This window comes from Streptomyces fungicidicus (genome assembly GCF_003665435.1).
Lineage (GTDB): Bacteria > Actinomycetota > Actinomycetes > Streptomycetales > Streptomycetaceae > Streptomyces > Streptomyces fungicidicus.
In genome coordinates, this window is sequence record NZ_CP023407.1 from 3072920 (window position 1) to 3089976 (window position 17057).

10 protein-coding genes and 3 rRNA genes are annotated in these 17057 nt (G+C 68.1%); 5 read left to right on the top strand and 8 right to left on the bottom strand.

Annotated features, from left to right (window positions below; all coding sequences use genetic code 11):
* The first annotated feature begins 3 nt into the window (after positions 1-3).
* Genes CNQ36_RS13795 through CNQ36_RS13810 form a run of 4 tightly spaced genes read left to right on the top strand, consistent with a single transcriptional unit; the run spans position 4 to position 4245 of the window.
* Positions 4-753, top strand: a complete 750-nt coding sequence (locus CNQ36_RS13795; RefSeq protein WP_121546227.1) for a DUF4129 domain-containing protein — start codon at positions 4-6, stop codon at positions 751-753.
* Positions 750-1946: a DUF4350 domain-containing protein gene (locus CNQ36_RS13800; protein WP_121546228.1), complete on the top strand. Its 1197-nt coding sequence runs from the start codon at positions 750-752 to the stop codon at positions 1944-1946. The genes CNQ36_RS13795 and CNQ36_RS13800 overlap by 4 nt, the downstream gene beginning before the upstream one ends.
* Complete coding sequence (locus CNQ36_RS13805) at positions 1946-2935, top strand: AAA family ATPase (protein WP_121546229.1); 990 nt, start codon at positions 1946-1948, stop codon at positions 2933-2935. Before CNQ36_RS13800 ends, CNQ36_RS13805 begins: the two co-directional genes overlap by 1 nt.
* Complete coding sequence (locus CNQ36_RS13810; RefSeq protein ID WP_121546230.1) at positions 2935-4245, top strand: DUF58 domain-containing protein; 1311 nt, start codon at positions 2935-2937, stop codon at positions 4243-4245. Before CNQ36_RS13805 ends, CNQ36_RS13810 begins: the two co-directional genes overlap by 1 nt.
* Positions 4246-4327: 82 nt before the next feature.
* Here CNQ36_RS13810 and rrf read toward each other — a convergent pair.
* The 4 genes from rrf to CNQ36_RS13835 form a co-directional block, all read right to left on the bottom strand.
* Positions 4328-4444 (bottom strand): 5S ribosomal RNA (rrf, locus tag CNQ36_RS13815).
* Between the two features lie 84 nt (positions 4445-4528).
* Positions 4529-7652, bottom strand: a 23S ribosomal RNA gene (locus tag CNQ36_RS13820).
* A gap of 312 nt (positions 7653-7964) precedes the next feature.
* Positions 7965-9490 (bottom strand): 16S ribosomal RNA (locus tag CNQ36_RS13825).
* The 16S, 23S and 5S rRNA genes sit together here, the layout of an rRNA operon.
* Positions 9491-10046: 556 nt before the next feature.
* Positions 10047-11054 (bottom strand): stage II sporulation protein M, encoded by a 1008-nt coding sequence (locus tag CNQ36_RS13835; RefSeq protein WP_121546231.1) that lies wholly within the window; start codon positions 11052-11054, stop codon positions 10047-10049.
* 149 nt (positions 11055-11203) lie between these two features.
* Between CNQ36_RS13835 and CNQ36_RS13840 the strand changes: the two genes are divergently transcribed.
* Positions 11204-12190: an RDD family protein gene (locus CNQ36_RS13840; RefSeq protein ID WP_121548452.1), complete on the top strand. Its 987-nt coding sequence runs from the start codon at positions 11204-11206 to the stop codon at positions 12188-12190.
* Positions 12191-12216: 26 nt separating this feature from the next.
* Here CNQ36_RS13840 and CNQ36_RS13845 read toward each other — a convergent pair whose 3' ends face one another.
* The 4 genes from CNQ36_RS13845 to manA all read right to left on the bottom strand — a co-directional run bounded on the left by CNQ36_RS13845 (position 12217) and on the right by manA (position 17031).
* Entirely contained in the window at positions 12217-12831 is a 615-nt protein-coding gene (locus CNQ36_RS13845) for a hypothetical protein (RefSeq protein ID WP_004930633.1), read from the bottom strand.
* A 154-nt stretch (positions 12832-12985) separates the two neighbouring features.
* A complete protein-coding gene (gene ahcY / locus CNQ36_RS13850; protein WP_121546232.1) occupies positions 12986-14443 on the bottom strand; it encodes an adenosylhomocysteinase in 1458 nt (485 codons plus the stop codon).
* Between the two features lie 312 nt (positions 14444-14755).
* Positions 14756-15736, bottom strand: coding sequence for a cation diffusion facilitator family transporter (locus tag CNQ36_RS13860; RefSeq protein WP_121546233.1), 981 nt, complete (start codon positions 15734-15736; stop codon positions 14756-14758).
* Positions 15737-15870: 134 nt separating this feature from the next.
* Complete coding sequence (gene manA / locus CNQ36_RS13865) at positions 15871-17031, bottom strand: mannose-6-phosphate isomerase, class I (RefSeq protein WP_121546234.1); 1161 nt, start codon at positions 17029-17031, stop codon at positions 15871-15873.
* Between the last annotated feature and the right edge of the window lie 26 nt (positions 17032-17057).

Sequence of the window (17057 nt, forward strand, 5' to 3'; positions counted from 1 at the left end):
GGGGTGACCGCCTCGGGGGGAGTTCTCACGGCCGTACAGGCGCTGCCCACGGCCGCCGACACCGCCGTACGCCTGCTGCTGCGCGGCGACGGCGAGCCGCCGGTCACCGTCCCGCGCGACCCCGCGCGGGACGCCGCCCGGCGCGAGCTGTCGAAAGGCATGTACCACGAGAACGACCCCAGCTGGTTCCAGCGGGCCCTCGACGCCTTCTGGGGCTGGATCGACGACCTGTTCGGCGCCGCCTCCACCGCGACGCCCGGCGGCGCGCTCGGACTGATCGTCGTCATCGCGGCCGTGCTCGCCGTCCTGGGCGCCCTGTGGTGGCGCCTGGGCACCCCGCGCCGCCGGGCCAGCTCGGCGCCCGCCCTGTTCGACGACCGCCCCCGCAGCGCGGCAGAGCACCGCGCGGCCGCCGAGGCACACGCCGCCCAGGGCCACTGGAACCAGGCCGTCCAGGAAGGCATGCGGGCCGTCGTGCGCGCCCTTGAGGAACGCGCCCTGCTCGACCCCCGCCCCGGCCGCACCGCCGACGAGGCCGCCGCGGAGGCCGGCCGCGCCCTGCCCGACCACACCGGCCGGCTGCACACCGCCGCCCGCGTCTTCGACGACGTCACCTACGGCGGCAGGACCGCGACCGAGCAGTCGTACCGGCAGCTCGCCGCACTCGACCACGACCTGGAGCGCGCCAAGCCACGGCTCGCGACCACCGGCGGCGGCACGGACACCCACGCGCACCGGGGAGCCGCCGGATGACGACCGAGGTCACGCCCCCGTCCACCTCGGCCTCGCCCACCGCCCGCCAGGTGTGGACCCGCACGCGCGGCATCGCCCTCGCACTGGTGCTGCTGCTCGCGGCGGCCGTCGCCATCGCCGTGGTCCGCTCCGACGCCCGGCACGGCGAGCTCGACCCGCGCTCCGCCGACCCCAACGGCAGCCGCGCCGTCGCCGAACTCCTCGCCGACCGCGGCGTGGACACCCGCGTGGTCACCACCCTCGACGCGGCCACCGCCGCGGCCGGACCCGACACGACCCTCCTGGTCGCCGTCCCCGACCTCCTGACCGCGCCCCAGCAGACCCGGCTGCGCTCCGCCACCGCGGACTCCGCCGGCCGCACCGTCCTGGTGTCCGCCGGCAGCCGGTCCGTGGAACAGCTCGCCCCCGGCGTCACCGCAGACCCGGCCACCAGCTTCGACTCCACCCTCGCCCCCCGCTGCGACCTGCCCGCCGCACGACGCGCGGGCACCGCCGACACGGGCGGCATCCGCTACACCACCACCGTCCTCGGCGCCGACGAGTGCTACCCCAGCGAACGACTCTCCACCCTGCTGCGCGTCCCGGCCCCCTCCGGCGACGGCGACACGGTCCTCCTCGGCTCCCCCGACATCCTCCTCAACGACCGCCTCGCCGAGCACGGCAACGCCTCGCTCGCCCTCCAGCTCCTCGGCTCCCGCCCCCATCTCGTCTGGTACCTCCCCTCGCTCGCCGACGCCTCGGCCGCCTCCGAGGAGGGTGAGCGCGGCTTCTTCGACCTGCTCCCCTCCGGCTGGCTGTGGGGCACCCTGCAACTCTTCGTCGCGGCGGCCCTGGCCGCCCTGTGGCGGGCGCGCCGACTCGGCCCCCTGGTGCCCGAGAGACTCCCCGTGGCGATCCGCGCCTCCGAGACCGTCGAAGGCCGCGCCCGCCTCTACCGCAAGGCGAACGCCCGCGACCGCGCGGCCACCGCTCTTCGCTCCGCCACCCGCACGCGCCTCGCCCCCCTCGCCGGCGTCCCCGTCACCCAGGCGCACGCGCCCGAGGCCCTGCTGCCCGCCCTGTCCGCCCACCTCCAGGGCGACGGACACGATCTGCACGCCCTCCTCTTCGGCCCGCCCCCGGGCGACGACGCCGCACTCATCCAGCTCGCCGACCGACTCGACGCCCTCGAAAGAGAGGTACGCCGTCCATGATGGACCCGACCACTGACAACGCCGCGCACACCGGGGACCCGGCCGCCGCCCGGGCCTCCCTGGAGGCCCTGCGTGCCGAGATCGCCAAGGCCGTGGTCGGCCAGGACCCCGCGGTGACCGGCCTCGTCGTCGCCCTCCTCTGCCGCGGCCACGTGCTGCTCGAGGGCGTCCCCGGCGTCGCCAAGACCCTCCTCGTCCGCGCGCTCGCCGCGACCCTCGAGCTCGACACCAAGCGCGTCCAGTTCACCCCCGACCTGATGCCGAGCGACATCACCGGCTCGCTGGTCTACGACGCCCGCACGGCCGAGTTCTCCTTCCAGCCCGGCCCGGTCTTCACCAATCTCCTCCTCGCGGACGAGATCAACCGCACTCCCCCGAAGACCCAGTCCTCCCTGCTGGAAGCCATGGAGGAACGCCAGGTCACGGTCGACGGCACCCCGCGCGCCCTCCCCGAGCCCTTCCTGGTCGCCGCGACCCAGAACCCGGTGGAGTACGAGGGCACCTACCCCCTCCCCGAGGCCCAGCTGGACCGCTTCCTCCTCAAGCTGACCATCCCCCTGCCCTCACGCCAGGACGAGATCGACGTCCTCACCCGCCACGCCGGCGGCTTCGACCCGCGTGACCTGCGCGCCGCCGGCGTGCGCCCCGTCGCGAACGCCGCCGACCTGGAGGCCGCCCGCCGCGCGGTCGCCGAGACCGGCGTCTCCCCCGAGATCACCGCCTACGTCGTCGACATCTGCCGTGCCACCCGCGAGTCGCCCTCCCTCACCCTCGGCGTCTCTCCCCGGGGCGCCACCGCGCTGCTGGCCACCGCCCGCGCGTGGGCCTGGCTGACCGGCCGCGACTACGTCATCCCCGACGACGTGAAGGCTCTCGCCCTGCCCACGCTCCGCCACCGCGTGCAGCTCCGCCCGGAGGCCGAGATGGAGGGCGTCACGGCCGACTCGGTGATCAACGCGATCCTCACCCACGTCCCCGTCCCCCGCTGATGGCACCCACCGGACGCGCCGCCCTGCTGGCGGCCCTCGGCTCCCTCCCGGTCGGCATCTGGGAACCCGGCTGGACCGGCATCCTCGCCGTCAACGCCCCCCTGGCGGTGGCCTGCGCCTGCGACTTCGCCCTTGCCGCCCCCGTACGCCGGCTCGGCCTGACCCGCTCGGGCGACACCTCGGTACGCCTGGGCGAGTCCGCCGACGTCACCCTGACGGTCACCAACACCTCCCGCCGCCCGCTGCGCGCCCGCGTCCGCGACGCCTGGCCGCCCAGCAGCTGGCAGCCCGGCACGGAGACCACGGCCTCCCGCCACCGTCTGGCGATTCCCGCGGGCGAGCGCCGGCGCGTCACGACCCGGCTGCGCCCCACCCGCCGTGGCGACCGCCAGGCCGACCGCGTGACCGTCCGCTCCTACGGCCCCCTCGGTCTCTTCACCCGCCAGGGCACCCACAGGGTCCCGTGGACGGTACGTGTCCTCCCGCCCTTCACCAGCCGCAAGCACCTGCCGTCGAAGCTGGCCCGCCTGCGCGAACTGGACGGTCGCACCAGCGTGCTGACGCGGGGCGAGGGCACGGAGTTCGACAGCCTGCGCGAGTACGTCCCGGGCGACGACACCCGTTCCATCGACTGGCGCGCCACCGCCCGCCAGTCCGCGGTCGCGGTACGCACCTGGCGTCCTGAGCGGGACCGCCACATCCTGCTGGTCCTGGACACCGGCCGCACCTCCGCCGGCCGGGTGGGCGACGCTCCGCGCCTGGACGCCTCCATGGACGCGGCCCTGCTCCTCGGGGCCCTGGCCTCCCGCGCCGGCGACCGCGTCGACCTCCTGGCCTATGACCGGCGCCTGCGCGCCCTCGTCCAGGGCCGTACGGCGGGCGACGTCCTTCCGTCCCTCGTCGACGCCATGGCCACGCTCGAGCCCGAACTCGTCGAGACCGACGCCCGGGGGCTGACGGCCACGGCACTCCGTACGGCTCCGCGCAGGTCCCTGATCGTGCTGCTCACCACGCTCGACGCGGCCCCCGTCGAGGAGGGCCTGCTGCCCGTGCTGGCCCAGCTGACCCAGCGCCACACGGTCGTGCTCGCGTCGGTGGCGGACCCGCACATCGCCGGTATGGCCAAGGCACGCGGAAACGCGGACGCGGTCTACGAGGCGGCGGCGGCAGCGCAGGCCCACGCGGAGCGCGACCGCACCGCGGAACAGCTCCGTCGCCGTGGCGTCACGGTGGTGGACGCGACCCCGGAGGAACTGGCGCCGGCACTCGCGGACGCATACCTCGCGCTGAAGTCGGCGGGCCGCCTGTGATTCACCGCCCGGGGGGCCGGTGAATCACGTGAAAACGCAGAAAGCCCCCGTGCCGAATGGCACGGGGGCTTTCTCAATATTTGTTCGGCGGCGTCCTACTCTCCCACAGGGTCCCCCCTGCAGTACCATCGGCGCTGTAAGGCTTAGCTTCCGGGTTCGGAATGTAACCGGGCGTTTCCCCTACGCTATGACCACCGAAACACTATGAAACTGACAACCGCACCATGTGTGGCACATGGGGTTGTTCGTGGTTTCAGAACCAACACAGTGGACGCGAGCAACTGAGGACAAGCCCTCGGCCTATTAGTACCGGTCAACTCCACACGTTACCGTGCTTCCATATCCGGCCTATCAACCCAGTCGTCTACTGGGAGCCTTACCCTCTCTAGGAGGTGGGAGTCCTCATCTCGAAGCAGGCTTCCCGCTTAGATGCTTTCAGCGGTTATCCCTCCCGAACGTAGCCAACCAGCCATGCCCTTGGCAGAACAACTGGCACACCAGAGGTTCGTCCGTCCCGGTCCTCTCGTACTAGGGACAGCCCTTCTCAAGACTCCTACGCGCACAGCGGATAGGGACCGAACTGTCTCACGACGTTCTAAACCCAGCTCGCGTACCGCTTTAATGGGCGAACAGCCCAACCCTTGGGACCGACTCCAGCCCCAGGATGCGACGAGCCGACATCGAGGTGCCAAACCATCCCGTCGATATGGACTCTTGGGGAAGATCAGCCTGTTATCCCCGGGGTACCTTTTATCCGTTGAGCGACGGCGCTTCCACAAGCCACCGCCGGATCACTAGTCCCGACTTTCGTCCCTGCTCGACCCGTCGGTCTCACAGTCAAGCTCCCTTGTGCACTTACACTCAACACCTGATTGCCAACCAGGCTGAGGGAACCTTTGGGCGCCTCCGTTACTCTTTAGGAGGCAACCGCCCCAGTTAAACTACCCATCAGACACTGTCCCTGATCCGGATCACGGACCCAGGTTAGACATCCAGCACGACCAGACTGGTATTTCAACGACGACTCCCCCTGAACTGGCGTCCAGAGTTCAAAGTCTCCCAGCTATCCTACACAAGCCGAACCGAACACCAATATCAAACTGTAGTAAAGGTCCCGGGGTCTTTCCGTCCTGCTGCGCGAAACGAGCATCTTTACTCGTAGTGCAATTTCACCGGGCCTATGGTTGAGACAGTCGAGAAGTCGTTACGCCATTCGTGCAGGTCGGAACTTACCCGACAAGGAATTTCGCTACCTTAGGATGGTTATAGTTACCACCGCCGTTTACTGGCGCTTAAGTTCTCAGCTTCGCCCACCCGAAAGTGAGCTAACCGGTCCCCTTAACGTTCCAGCACCGGGCAGGCGTCAGTCCGTATACATCGCCTTACGGCTTCGCACGGACCTGTGTTTTTAGTAAACAGTCGCTTCTCGCTGGTCTCTGCGGCCACCCCCAGCTCGAGCAGCAAGTGCTCTCACCAGACGTGGCCCCCCTTCTCCCGAAGTTACGGGGGCATTTTGCCGAGTTCCTTAACCATAGTTCACCCGAACGCCTCGGTATTCTCTACCTGACCACCTGAGTCGGTTTAGGGTACGGGCCGCCATGAAACTCGCTAGAGGCTTTTCTCGACAGCATAGGATCATCCACTTCACCACAATCGGCTCGGCATCAGGTCTCAGACTATGTGCCAGGCGGATTTACCTACCTGACGTCCTACACCCTTACCCCGGGACAACCACCGCCCGGGATGGACTACCTTCCTGCGTCACCCCATCACTCACCTACTACCAGCTCGGGTCACCGGCTCCACCACTCCGACCTCGTCCGAAGACTCAGCCGGCGGCTTCACGGGCTTAGCATCACTGGATTCGATGTTTGACGCTTCACAGCGGGTACCGGAATATCAACCGGTTATCCATCGACTACGCCTGTCGGCCTCGCCTTAGGTCCCGACTTACCCTGGGCAGATCAGCTTGACCCAGGAACCCTTAGTCAATCGGCGCACACGTTTCTCACGTGTGAATCGCTACTCATGCCTGCATTCTCACTCGTGAACCGTCCACAACTGCCTTCCGGCGCTGCTTCACCCGGCACACGACGCTCCCCTACCCATCACGATCCCCGTTGGGGGTACATATCGCAATGACACGACTTCGGCGGTACGCTTGAGCCCCGCTACATTGTCGGCGCGGAATCACTAGACCAGTGAGCTATTACGCACTCTTTCAAGGGTGGCTGCTTCTAAGCCAACCTCCTGGTTGTCTGTGCGACTCCACATCCTTTCCCACTTAGCGTACGCTTAGGGGCCTTAGTCGATGCTCTGGGCTGTTTCCCTCTCGACCATGGAGCTTATCCCCCACAGTCTCACTGCCGCGCTCTCACTTACCGGCATTCGGAGTTTGGCTAAGGTCAGTAACCCGGTAGGGCCCATCGCCTATCCAGTGCTCTACCTCCGGCAAGAAACACACGACGCTGCACCTAAATGCATTTCGGGGAGAACCAGCTATCACGGAGTTTGATTGGCCTTTCACCCCTAACCACAGGTCATCCCCCAGGTTTTCAACCCTGGTGGGTTCGGTCCTCCACGAAGTCTTACCTCCGCTTCAACCTGCCCATGGCTAGATCACTCCGCTTCGGGTCTTGAGCGTGCTACTGAAACGCCCTATTCGGACTCGCTTTCGCTACGGCTTCCCCACCCGGGTTAACCTCGCAACACACCGCAAACTCGCAGGCTCATTCTTCAAAAGGCACGCAGTCACGAGGTAGGAACAAGTTCCTACCCGACGCTCCCACGGCTTGTAGGCACACGGTTTCAGGTACTATTTCACTCCGCTCCCGCGGTACTTTTCACCATTCCCTCACGGTACTATCCGCTATCGGTCACCAGGGAATATTTAGGCTTAGCGGGTGGTCCCGCCAGATTCACACGGGATTTCTCGGGCCCCGTGCTACTTGGGTGTCTCTCAAACGAGCCGCTGATGTTTCGACTACGGGGGTCTTACCCTCTACGCCGGACCTTTCGCATGTCCTTCGCCTACATCAACGGTTTCTGACTCGTCCCACGGCCGGCAGACCGTAGAAGAGAGATCCCACAACCCCGTATGCGCAACCCCTGCCGGGTCTCACACGCATACGGTTTGGCCTCATCCGGTTTCGCTCGCCACTACTCCCGGAATCACGGTTGTTTTCTCTTCCTGCGGGTACTGAGATGTTTCACTTCCCCGCGTTCCCTCCACTTGCCCTATGTGTTCAGGCAAGGGTGACAGCCCATGACGACTGCCGGGTTTCCCCATTCGGAAACCCCCGGATCAAAGCCTGGTTGACGACTCCCCGGGGACTATCGTGGCCTCCCACGTCCTTCATCGGTTCCTGGTGCCAAGGCATCCACCGTGCGCCCTTAAAAACTTGGCCACAGATGCTCGCGTCCACTGTGCAGTTCTCAAACAACGACCAACCACCCATCACCCCGAGCAAGCAGCTCGAGTGCACTGGGGCCGGCACTGAAGGCAGCCATACGGCCGTGCCCTCAGACACCCAACAGCGTGCCCGACCAGTCCCCGTCCGAAGATCATGCATTCCACGCTCCGAAGAGCAGTACTAGCAGCCTCCGATCCGAGGTACCGGCCGAGTAGTCAACGTTCCACCCATGAGCAACCAGTGCGAGACGTTCGCCCGCATGCTGGCCTCTGAACCGGGCAAGCCCGGCTTAGAAGTGCTCCTTAGAAAGGAGGTGATCCAGCCGCACCTTCCGGTACGGCTACCTTGTTACGACTTCGTCCCAATCGCCAGTCCCACCTTCGACAGCTCCCTCCCACAAGGGGTTGGGCCACCGGCTTCGGGTGTTACCGACTTTCGTGACGTGACGGGCGGTGTGTACAAGGCCCGGGAACGTATTCACCGCAGCAATGCTGATCTGCGATTACTAGCGACTCCGACTTCATGGGGTCGAGTTGCAGACCCCAATCCGAACTGAGACCGGCTTTTTGAGATTCGCTCCACCTCGCGGTATCGCAGCTCATTGTACCGGCCATTGTAGCACGTGTGCAGCCCAAGACATAAGGGGCATGATGACTTGACGTCGTCCCCACCTTCCTCCGAGTTGACCCCGGCGGTCTCCCGTGAGTCCCCAGCACCACAAGGGCCTGCTGGCAACACGGGACAAGGGTTGCGCTCGTTGCGGGACTTAACCCAACATCTCACGACACGAGCTGACGACAGCCATGCACCACCTGTACACCGACCACAAGGGGGCGCCTGTCTCCAGACGTTTCCGGTGTATGTCAAGCCTTGGTAAGGTTCTTCGCGTTGCGTCGAATTAAGCCACATGCTCCGCCGCTTGTGCGGGCCCCCGTCAATTCCTTTGAGTTTTAGCCTTGCGGCCGTACTCCCCAGGCGGGGCACTTAATGCGTTAGCTGCGGCACGGACGACGTGGAATGTCGCCCACACCTAGTGCCCACCGTTTACGGCGTGGACTACCAGGGTATCTAATCCTGTTCGCTCCCCACGCTTTCGCTCCTCAGCGTCAGTATCGGCCCAGAGATCCGCCTTCGCCACCGGTGTTCCTCCTGATATCTGCGCATTTCACCGCTACACCAGGAATTCCGATCTCCCCTACCGAACTCTAGCCTGCCCGTATCGACTGCAGACCCGGGGTTAAGCCCCGGGCTTTCACAACCGACGCGACAAGCCGCCTACGAGCTCTTTACGCCCAATAATTCCGGACAACGCTCGCGCCCTACGTATTACCGCGGCTGCTGGCACGTAGTTAGCCGGCGCTTCTTCTGCAGGTACCGTCACTTTCGCTTCTTCCCTGCTGAAAGAGGTTTACAACCCGAAGGCCGTCATCCCTCACGCGGCGTCGCTGCATCAGGCTTTCGCCCATTGTGCAATATTCCCCACTGCTGCCTCCCGTAGGAGTCTGGGCCGTGTCTCAGTCCCAGTGTGGCCGGTCGCCCTCTCAGGCCGGCTACCCGTCGTCGCCTTGGTGAGCCGTTACCTCACCAACAAGCTGATAGGCCGCGGGCTCATCCTGCACCGCCGGAGCTTTCGAACCGCCTGGATGCCCAGGCGGGTCAGTATCCGGTATTAGACCCCGTTTCCAGGGCTTGTCCCAGAGTGCAGGGCAGATTGCCCACGTGTTACTCACCCGTTCGCCACTAATCCCCACCGAAGTGGTTCATCGTTCGACTTGCATGTGTTAAGCACGCCGCCAGCGTTCGTCCTGAGCCAGGATCAAACTCTCCGTGAATGTTTACCCGTAATCGGGTGCGCACACACGAGAGCGGAACCACCGGAGGAATAGTCCGGTGGTTCACAGCGTCCTCGCTGTGTTTTTCAAAGGAACCTCGACCATCCGAACCGGATGGACGGGGTATCAACATATCTGGCGTTGACTTTTGGCACGCTGTTGAGTTCTCAAGGAACGGACGCTTCCTTTGTACTCACCCTCTCGGGCTTTCCTCCGGGCACTTCCCTTCGGTCTTGCGTTTCCGACTCTATCAGATCTTTTCTCGACCCGATTTCCTCGGTGCTTTCCAGGTTCTCGCTTTCGCGTTTCCCTTTCCGGCGGTTCCGACTTTATCAGAAGTTTCAGGGCGGACTGACCGGCCTTCGTTTTCCGATTTATCGGGAGGTGCTTCCTCGAAAGCTGCGTTTCGACCGGAAGCTGCTAGACGCTCACTGTCGCCCTGCGGGGTAGGCCCCGTCTCCAGGCAACTGTTCGAATCTACCTCCCCGCCGGGTCCGTGTCAACGGCTCCTGCGGGGCGAAGAGGAGACTAGCAGCTCAACGGAGCCTGACGCACATCAGGCGGCCGTCGGCACGGCGGCGCTGCGCTCGGACTCCTCCAGGTCGCCGGTCTCGCCGGCGCGCGCCGCGCGTCCGCCCACGACATAGACGTAGGCCAGGAAGGCGAGCTCGGCGATGACGCCGATGGCGATGCGCGCCCAGGTGGGCAGGCCGGAGGGGGTGACGAAGCCTTCGATGGCGCCGGAGACGAAGAGGACCAGGGCGAGGCCTATCGCCATGGCCAGGGCCGCTCGGCCTTCCTCCGCGAGCGCTGTGCGCCTGGTGCGGGGGCCCGGGTCGATGACGGTCCAGCCGAGCCGGAGACCGGTTCCGGCCGCGACGAAGACCGCGGTGAGTTCGAGGAGGCCGTGCGGCAGGACGAGACCGAGGAAGGTGTCGAGGCGGCCGGCCGAGGACATCAGGCCGAAGCCGACGCCCAGGTTGAGCATGTTCTGGAAGAGGATCCAAAGGACCGGCAGGCCCAGGAAGACACCGAGGATCAGGCAGAGGGCTGCGGCCCACGCGTTGTTCGTCCAGACCTGGGCGGCGAAGGAGGCCGCGGGGTGGCTGGAGTAGTAGGTCTCGTACTGGCCGCCGGGGCGGGTGAGCTCGCGCAGTTCGCTGGGGGCGGCGATGGACGCCTGGACGTCGGGATGGGTGCCTATCCACCAGCCGAGCAGTGCCGCCACGGCCGTCGAGAGCAGTGCCGTGGGCACCCACCAGTGGCGTGACGTGTAGACGGCGGCCGGGAAACTGTGGGTCAGGAAGCGGGTGACGTCCCGCCACGATGCCCGCCGGGCGCCTGTCACGGCGCTGCGGGCGCGCGCCACCAGTTGGCTGAGCCGGCCGGTCAGCTGGGGGTCGGGGGCCGCCGACTGGATCAGGGAGAGGTGGGTGGCGGTGCGCTGGTAGAGGACGACGAGTTCGTCGGCCTCCGCGCCGGTGAGGCGGCGCCGGCGCCTCAGGAGGGCGTCGAGGCGGTCCCACTCCGCGCGGTGGGCGGAGACGAAGACATCGAGGTCCATCGGTGTGCCTGCTCCTCGGCTGTTCGTGGGCGGTCGGCCGGACCGGTGGAACGATGATCCGCTTGATCGACTGGTCGTACTGCGGTGCGATGTGTCATCAGCTTGGCAGACTGACGGTGTTCGAGGCAGGGCAGGGAAGGGCGGCGGGCGTGAGTGAGCTGGTGACGGGCGAGGCGGTGGCGCTGGAGCTGCGCCCCGCGAGGCTGCCCAGCAGGGCGCTTGCCGTGCTGCTCGATCTGGCGGCGGCCGTCGCCGTCTATGTCGCGGTGACCATCGCCCTGGTGGCTGCCACGGCCTCGCTGGACGAGGCGGCGCAGACGGCGATCTCGATCGCGATGTTCGTGCTGGTGCTGGTGGGCGGGCCGATCGTGGTCGAGACGCTCAGCCAGGGGCGGTCGCTCGGGAAGATGGCGTGCGGGCTGCGGGTGGTGCGCGACGACGGAGGGCCGATCCGGTTCCGGCACGCGCTGGTGCGGGGTCTCATCGGTGTGATCGAGATCCTGATGACGTTCGGGGTCGTGGCCTGTATCGCTTCCCTGGTCTCGGCGCGGGGGCGACGGCTCGGGGATGTGTTCGCGGGGACCCTGGTCGTGCGGGAGCGGGTGCCGGCCGGGCAGGCCGGCTTCGTGCCGCCGCCTCCGCCCTGGCTGGCCGGGCGTTTCTCGGGGCTCGATCTGTCCGCCGTGCCCGACGGGCTGTGGCTCGCCGTCCGCCAGTACCTGACGCGGATGCGGCAGCTGGATCCGCAGGTCGGCTGGTCGATGGCGGAGCGGCTGGCCGGGGACCTGGCCGAGCGCACGGGGACGCCGGTGCCGCCGGGGGTCCCGCCCGCGGCGTACCTCGCGGCGGTTCTCCAGGAGCGGCAGGCCCGGGAGGCCCGCCGGGCGTTCGGGAACGGGGCGGCCGTGGGCGGCGGACAGGCGGGCCCCGCAGGCGCGGGCTGGGCGGGCAACCATGCCCCGCCGCCCGCTCAGCCGCCCGTGGCCGTGCCGCCGGCCGTCCATCGGCCATCCGGATATCCGTCACCCGGGCATTCGTCGGCCGCGTATCCGCCGGCTGGTCCGGGTGCCGCGTCGCCGCGGGCGGACGGAGCGGCTGACGAGCGGCCCTCGACGGGGTTCGTCCCGCCGGCGTAGGTGGCGGGGCCTTCGGGCGGCGCGGGTCAGTCGAAGACCGACGGGGGTGATTCCAGGTCCTCCAGCTCGACGCCGGGGGCCGCGAGGACCACGTCCCCGGCGAGGTGCACGCTGTGCTGCTCGCCCGTGTCCAGGGCTGTGACCTGGTATTCGTCCACGGTCAGGGGGCCGTTGTCAGTGGCGTGTGCTTCGCTCTTCACCAGCGCCCAGGACTGGTCCAGGGTGCGGGGGGCGAGGACCGGTTCCGTGAAGGCGACGAGGCGTACTCGGGTGGGCGTACGGGAGGGGGTGAGGCGCAGGAGGCGGGCGGTGGCGACCAGGAACGCGGGGGACGAGCCGGTGAAGGCGTGGGCGCGCACATTGCCTTCGGTGGCGTGGGTTCCGGTGGGGTCGGTGCGGACCCAGGTGACGCCGTCGAGGGCGGCGCCGCGGATCTGCCAGCTCGCGGCGTGGAGTTCGAGGCGGACGGGGCGGCCGAGGTCGTCGAGGGCGAGGTCGACCGAGCCCAGGTGATCGCCGGAGGGGGCGGTGAGCTGGGAGACGTAGCGCCATCCGGAGGGGCCGGTGGCGCAGTGGAAGTGCTCTTCGGCGAGGGGGGTGTGGTCGTGCGGATCGTGGAGCGAATAGCGGCCGCGGGGCATGGGGGTCCTGGGTCGTGACGGGCTGGGCCGGTCGCCGGTCCGCTCATGGGGCAGGCCCCCGGCACGGGGGTGCGGGGGCCTGCCTCGGTGGACCTGCCGCCGGTGGGCGTCCGTCCGTGCGCGGACGGGCGCCCACCGCGGGGAGAGCGTGGGCTCAGTAGCGGTAGTGGTCCGACTTGAACGGGCCCTCGACCTGCACGCCGATGTACTCGGCCTGCTCGGGGCGGAGCTTGGTCAGCTTCACGCCGAGCGCGTCGAGGTGAAGGGCGGCGACCTTCTCGTCGAGGTGCTTGGGCAGCACGTAGACGCCGGTCGGGTACTCGTCGGGCTTGGTGAACAGCTCGATCTGGGCCAGGGTCTGGTCCGCGAAGGAGTTGGACATCACGAACGACGGGTGGCCGGTGGCGTTGCCCAGGTTCAGCAGGCGGCCCTCGGAGAGGACGATGATCTTCTTGCCGTCGGGGAAGGCCCAGGTGTGGACCTGCGGCTTGATCTCGTCCTTGACGATGCCGGGGATCTTGGCGAGGCCGGCCATGTCGATCTCGTTGTCGAAGTGACCGATGTTCCCGACGATGGCCTGGTGCTTCATCTTGGCCATGTCGGCGGCCATGATGATGTCCTTGTTGCCGGTCGTGGTGATGAAGATGTCGGCCTTGTCGACGACCTCGTCGAGCGTCGTGACCTGGTAGCCGTCCATCGCGGCCTGCAGGGCGCAGATCGGGTCGATCTCGGTGACGATGACACGGGCGCCCTGGCCGCGCAGGGACTCCGCGCAGCCCTTGCCCACGTCGCCGTAGCCGAACACGACCGCGGTCTTGCCGCCGATCAGGGTGTCGGTGGCGCGGTTGATGCCGTCGACCAGGGAGTGGCGGCAGCCGTACTTGTTGTCGAACTTCGACTTGGTGACGGCGTCGTTGACGTTGATCGCCGGGAAGAGGAGGGCGCCGTCGCGCTGCATCTCGTACAGGCGGTGGACGCCCGTGGTGGTCTCCTCGGTGACACCGCGGATCTCGGACGCCAGCTGGGTCCACTTCTGCGAGCCGTCGGTGATGGTGCGGTTGAGCAGTTCGAGGATGACGCGGTGCTCGTCGTTCTCGGCGGTGTCGACCGAGGGGACCTTGCCGTCCTTCTCGTACTCGACGCCCTTGTGGACGAGGAGGGTGGCGTCACCGCCGTCGTCGAGGATCATGTTGGGGCCGCCGGTGGGGCTGTCCGGCCAGGTCAGCGCCTGCTCCGTGCACCACCAGTACTCCTCCAGGGTCTCGCCCTTCCAGGCGAAGACCGGGACGCCCTGCGGGTTGTCGGGCGTGCCGTTCGGGCCGACGGCGATGGCGGCCGCGGCGTGGTCCTGGGTGGAGAAGATGTTGCAGGACGCCCAGCGGACCTCGGCGCCGAGGGCGACCAGGGTCTCGATGAGGACGGCGGTCTGCACGGTCATGTGCAGGGAGCCGGTGACGCGGGCGCCGGCCAGCGGCTGGGCGTCGGAGAACTCCTTGCGGATGGCCATCAGGCCGGGCATCTCGTGCTCGGCGAGGGTGATCTCCTTGCGGCCGAACTCGGCCAGGGAGAGGTCGGCGACCTTGAAGTCCTGTCGGTTCTCGACAGTCGTCATTGCGAGCTGCTCCTCGGGGTGTGGGTCGAGGTGGGTACGGCTGGTCTGCGCGGCGGCGGACACAGGGGTGCCCGAGGAGGACACAGGCATGCCCGCGTACGCGCAGCGCAGTCCGTCGGAGGCCCTCTCTCCCTCGGCCGGTCCCCGGTGGGACCGCCCGACCGCCATCAGCAGCGACGTCTGGCTCCGTCCCAAGCTACACCGCCGGACCCTGCCGTCCCCAGTCCGGCCGCGTACACATCAGGCCGATCCGGGCCGCGGACGGCGAAGGGCCCCGCCGGACGACCGGCGGGGCCCCTGGCCCGGAAGGGCTCAGTGAGCGGCGTCGGGAGAGGTCGGGCCGCCGGGGGTGGCCTCGGGGTCGGCGCCCTTGGCGGCTTCGGCCTCGCTGTAGATGTCCGGCTCGAGGTAGATCACCCGGGCGATCGGGACGGCCTCGCGGATGCGCGTCTCGGCGGCGTTGATGGCCGCGGCGATCTCGGCGGCCGTGTCGTCGTGCCGGACGGCGATCTTCGCGGCGACCAGCAGCTCCTCGGGGCCGATGTGGAGGGTGCGCATGTGGATGATGCGGGTGACGGTGTCGCCGTCGACGACCGCGGCCTCGATCTTCTGGGTCGCCTCGGGGCCCGCGGCCTCACCGAGCAGCAGCGACTTCGTCTCGACGGCGAGGACCAGGGCGATCAGGATGAGCAGGACGCCGATGCAGAGGGTGCCGATGCCGTCCCAGACGCTGTCGCCGGTGGCCAGGGCCATGCCGACACCGCCGAGGGCGAGGATCAGGCCCACGAGTGCGCCGAGGTCCTCCAGAAGGACGACCGGCAGCTCGGGTGCCTTCGCGTGGCGGACGAACTCCTTCCAGGAGCGGTCGCCGCGCAGCCCGTTGGACTCCTTGATGGCGGTGCGGAAGGAGAAGGACTCCGCGATGATCGCGAAGACGAGGACGCCGACCGGCCAGTACCAGTGCTCCAGCTCGTGCGGGTGCTTGATCTTCTCGTAGCCCTCGTAGAGGGCGAACATGCCGCCGACCGAGAAGAGCACGATGGAGACGAGGAAGGCGTAGATGTAGCGCTCACGGCCGTAGCCGAAGGGGTGCTGCGGGGTCGCCTGGCGCTGGGCCCTCTTGCCGCCCACCAGCAGCAGCCCCTGGTTGCCGGAGTCGGCGAGCGAGTGCACGGACTCGGCGAGCATCGACGAGGAGCCGCTGAAGAGGAACGCCACGAACTTCGCTACCGCGATCGCGAGGTTGGCGGCGAGTGCCGCCACGATCGCCTTGGTGCCGCCTGACGCGCTCATGTGTCCGCGTTGTCCCTTCGTACGCCGTGTGGGGCCCGGGCGGGCGTGTGCGTACGCCGCCCGGGACTCTCCCCCGTCCTGTGACGGTGGGCCATTGTTGCAGCCCGGCCGGACGACGGGATGTCAGGTCTCCGTCACGGCCGTCGGACGACGACCGTGGCACGGAACAGCGTTCCGGTACCCGAGACCTCGGCCTTCTCACCCGCCGGGACGAAGACGGAGGCACCCGGGGACAGTTCGTGCTCGCCCGCCCGCACCGAGCCGGCCGTGCAGAGCAGGATCTGCGGGGTGGTCAGGGTGAGGTCGCGGGTGGTGCCGCCGGCCGGAAGGACGTAGCGGGACAGCCGGAACTCGTCGATGGGGGTCTCGTAGACCTCCTCACCGTCGGGACCGGCCTCCGGGCGCAGTACGCCGGGGTCGCCGGCCTCGAAGCGGACGATGCGCAGGAGTTCGGGGACGTCGACGTGCTTGGGGGTCAGGCCGCAGCGCAGGACGTTGTCCGAGTTGGCCATGATCTCGACGCCGAGGCCGTCGAGGTAGGCGTGCGGGACGCCGGCGCCGAGGAAGAGGGCCTCTCCCGGCTGGAGACGGACGTGGTTGAGGAGCATCGCCGCGATGACACCGGGGTCGCCCGGGTAGTGGTGGGCGATGTCGGCGTACGGGGCGTAGGCGCCGCCGAGGCGGTCGCAGGCGGCGGCCGCCTCCGTGACGGTGCGGGCCATCTCCTCGCGGTCGGCGGTGAGGATCGCGGTGAGGACCTCCCGCAGCGCCGCCTCCTCGGGGTGGGCGTGCAGCAGGTCGACGTAGGGCTTCAGGGTGTCGACGCCGAGGCCGTCGAGGAGCTCGGCGGCGCGCAGCGGGTCGCGGAAGCCGCACAGTCCGTCGAACTCGGTGAGGGCGCAGACCAGTTCGGGCTTGTGGTTGGCGTCCTTGTAGTTGCGGTGCGGGGCGGTCACCGGGACGCCGCGCCGCTCCTCGTCCGCGTAGCCCTCCTTCGCCTGCGTCAGATCGGGGTGGACCTGGAGGGAGAGCGGGCCGCCGGCGGCGAGCAGCTTGAGGAGGAAGGGCAGCCGGGGGCCGAACCTGGCGACCGAGTCCGGGCCGAGTTCCTTCTCCGGGTCGGCGTCGATGACCTCGACGAGCGTGCCCCGGCCGGTGCGCGAGGGCGCGCCGGGGTGGGCGCCCATCCACATCTCCGCCTGCGGCTCTCCCGTCGGTTCGGTGCCGAGCAGCCGCGGGAGGGCGGTGGTGGAACCCCAGGCGTAGGGGCGGATGGTGTTGTCGAGGCGGTCCATGGCGTCTCTGCGTTCCTTCTGCCGGT

What these genes read in the sequence shown, in the direction of transcription:
- CNQ36_RS13800 (WP_121546228.1), top strand. Translation starts at nt 750, where the DNA reads ATGACGACCGAGGTCACGCCCCCGTCCACCTCGGCCTCGCCCACCGCC.
- CNQ36_RS13805 (WP_121546229.1), top strand. Translation starts at nt 1,946, where the DNA reads ATGGACCCGACCACTGACAACGCCGCGCACACCGGGGACCCGGCCGCC.
- CNQ36_RS13845 (WP_004930633.1), bottom strand. Translation starts at nt 12,831, where the DNA reads ATGCCCCGCGGCCGCTATTCGCTCCACGATCCGCACGACCACACCCCC.
- CNQ36_RS13810 (WP_121546230.1), top strand. Translation starts at nt 2,935, where the DNA reads ATGGCACCCACCGGACGCGCCGCCCTGCTGGCGGCCCTCGGCTCCCTC.
- ahcY (WP_121546232.1), bottom strand. Translation starts at nt 14,443, where the DNA reads ATGACGACTGTCGAGAACCGACAGGACTTCAAGGTCGCCGACCTCTCC.
- manA (WP_121546234.1), bottom strand. Translation starts at nt 17,031, where the DNA reads ATGGACCGCCTCGACAACACCATCCGCCCCTACGCCTGGGGTTCCACC.
- CNQ36_RS13835 (WP_121546231.1), bottom strand. Translation starts at nt 11,054, where the DNA reads ATGGACCTCGATGTCTTCGTCTCCGCCCACCGCGCGGAGTGGGACCGC.
- CNQ36_RS13860 (WP_121546233.1), bottom strand. Translation starts at nt 15,736, where the DNA reads ATGAGCGCGTCAGGCGGCACCAAGGCGATCGTGGCGGCACTCGCCGCC.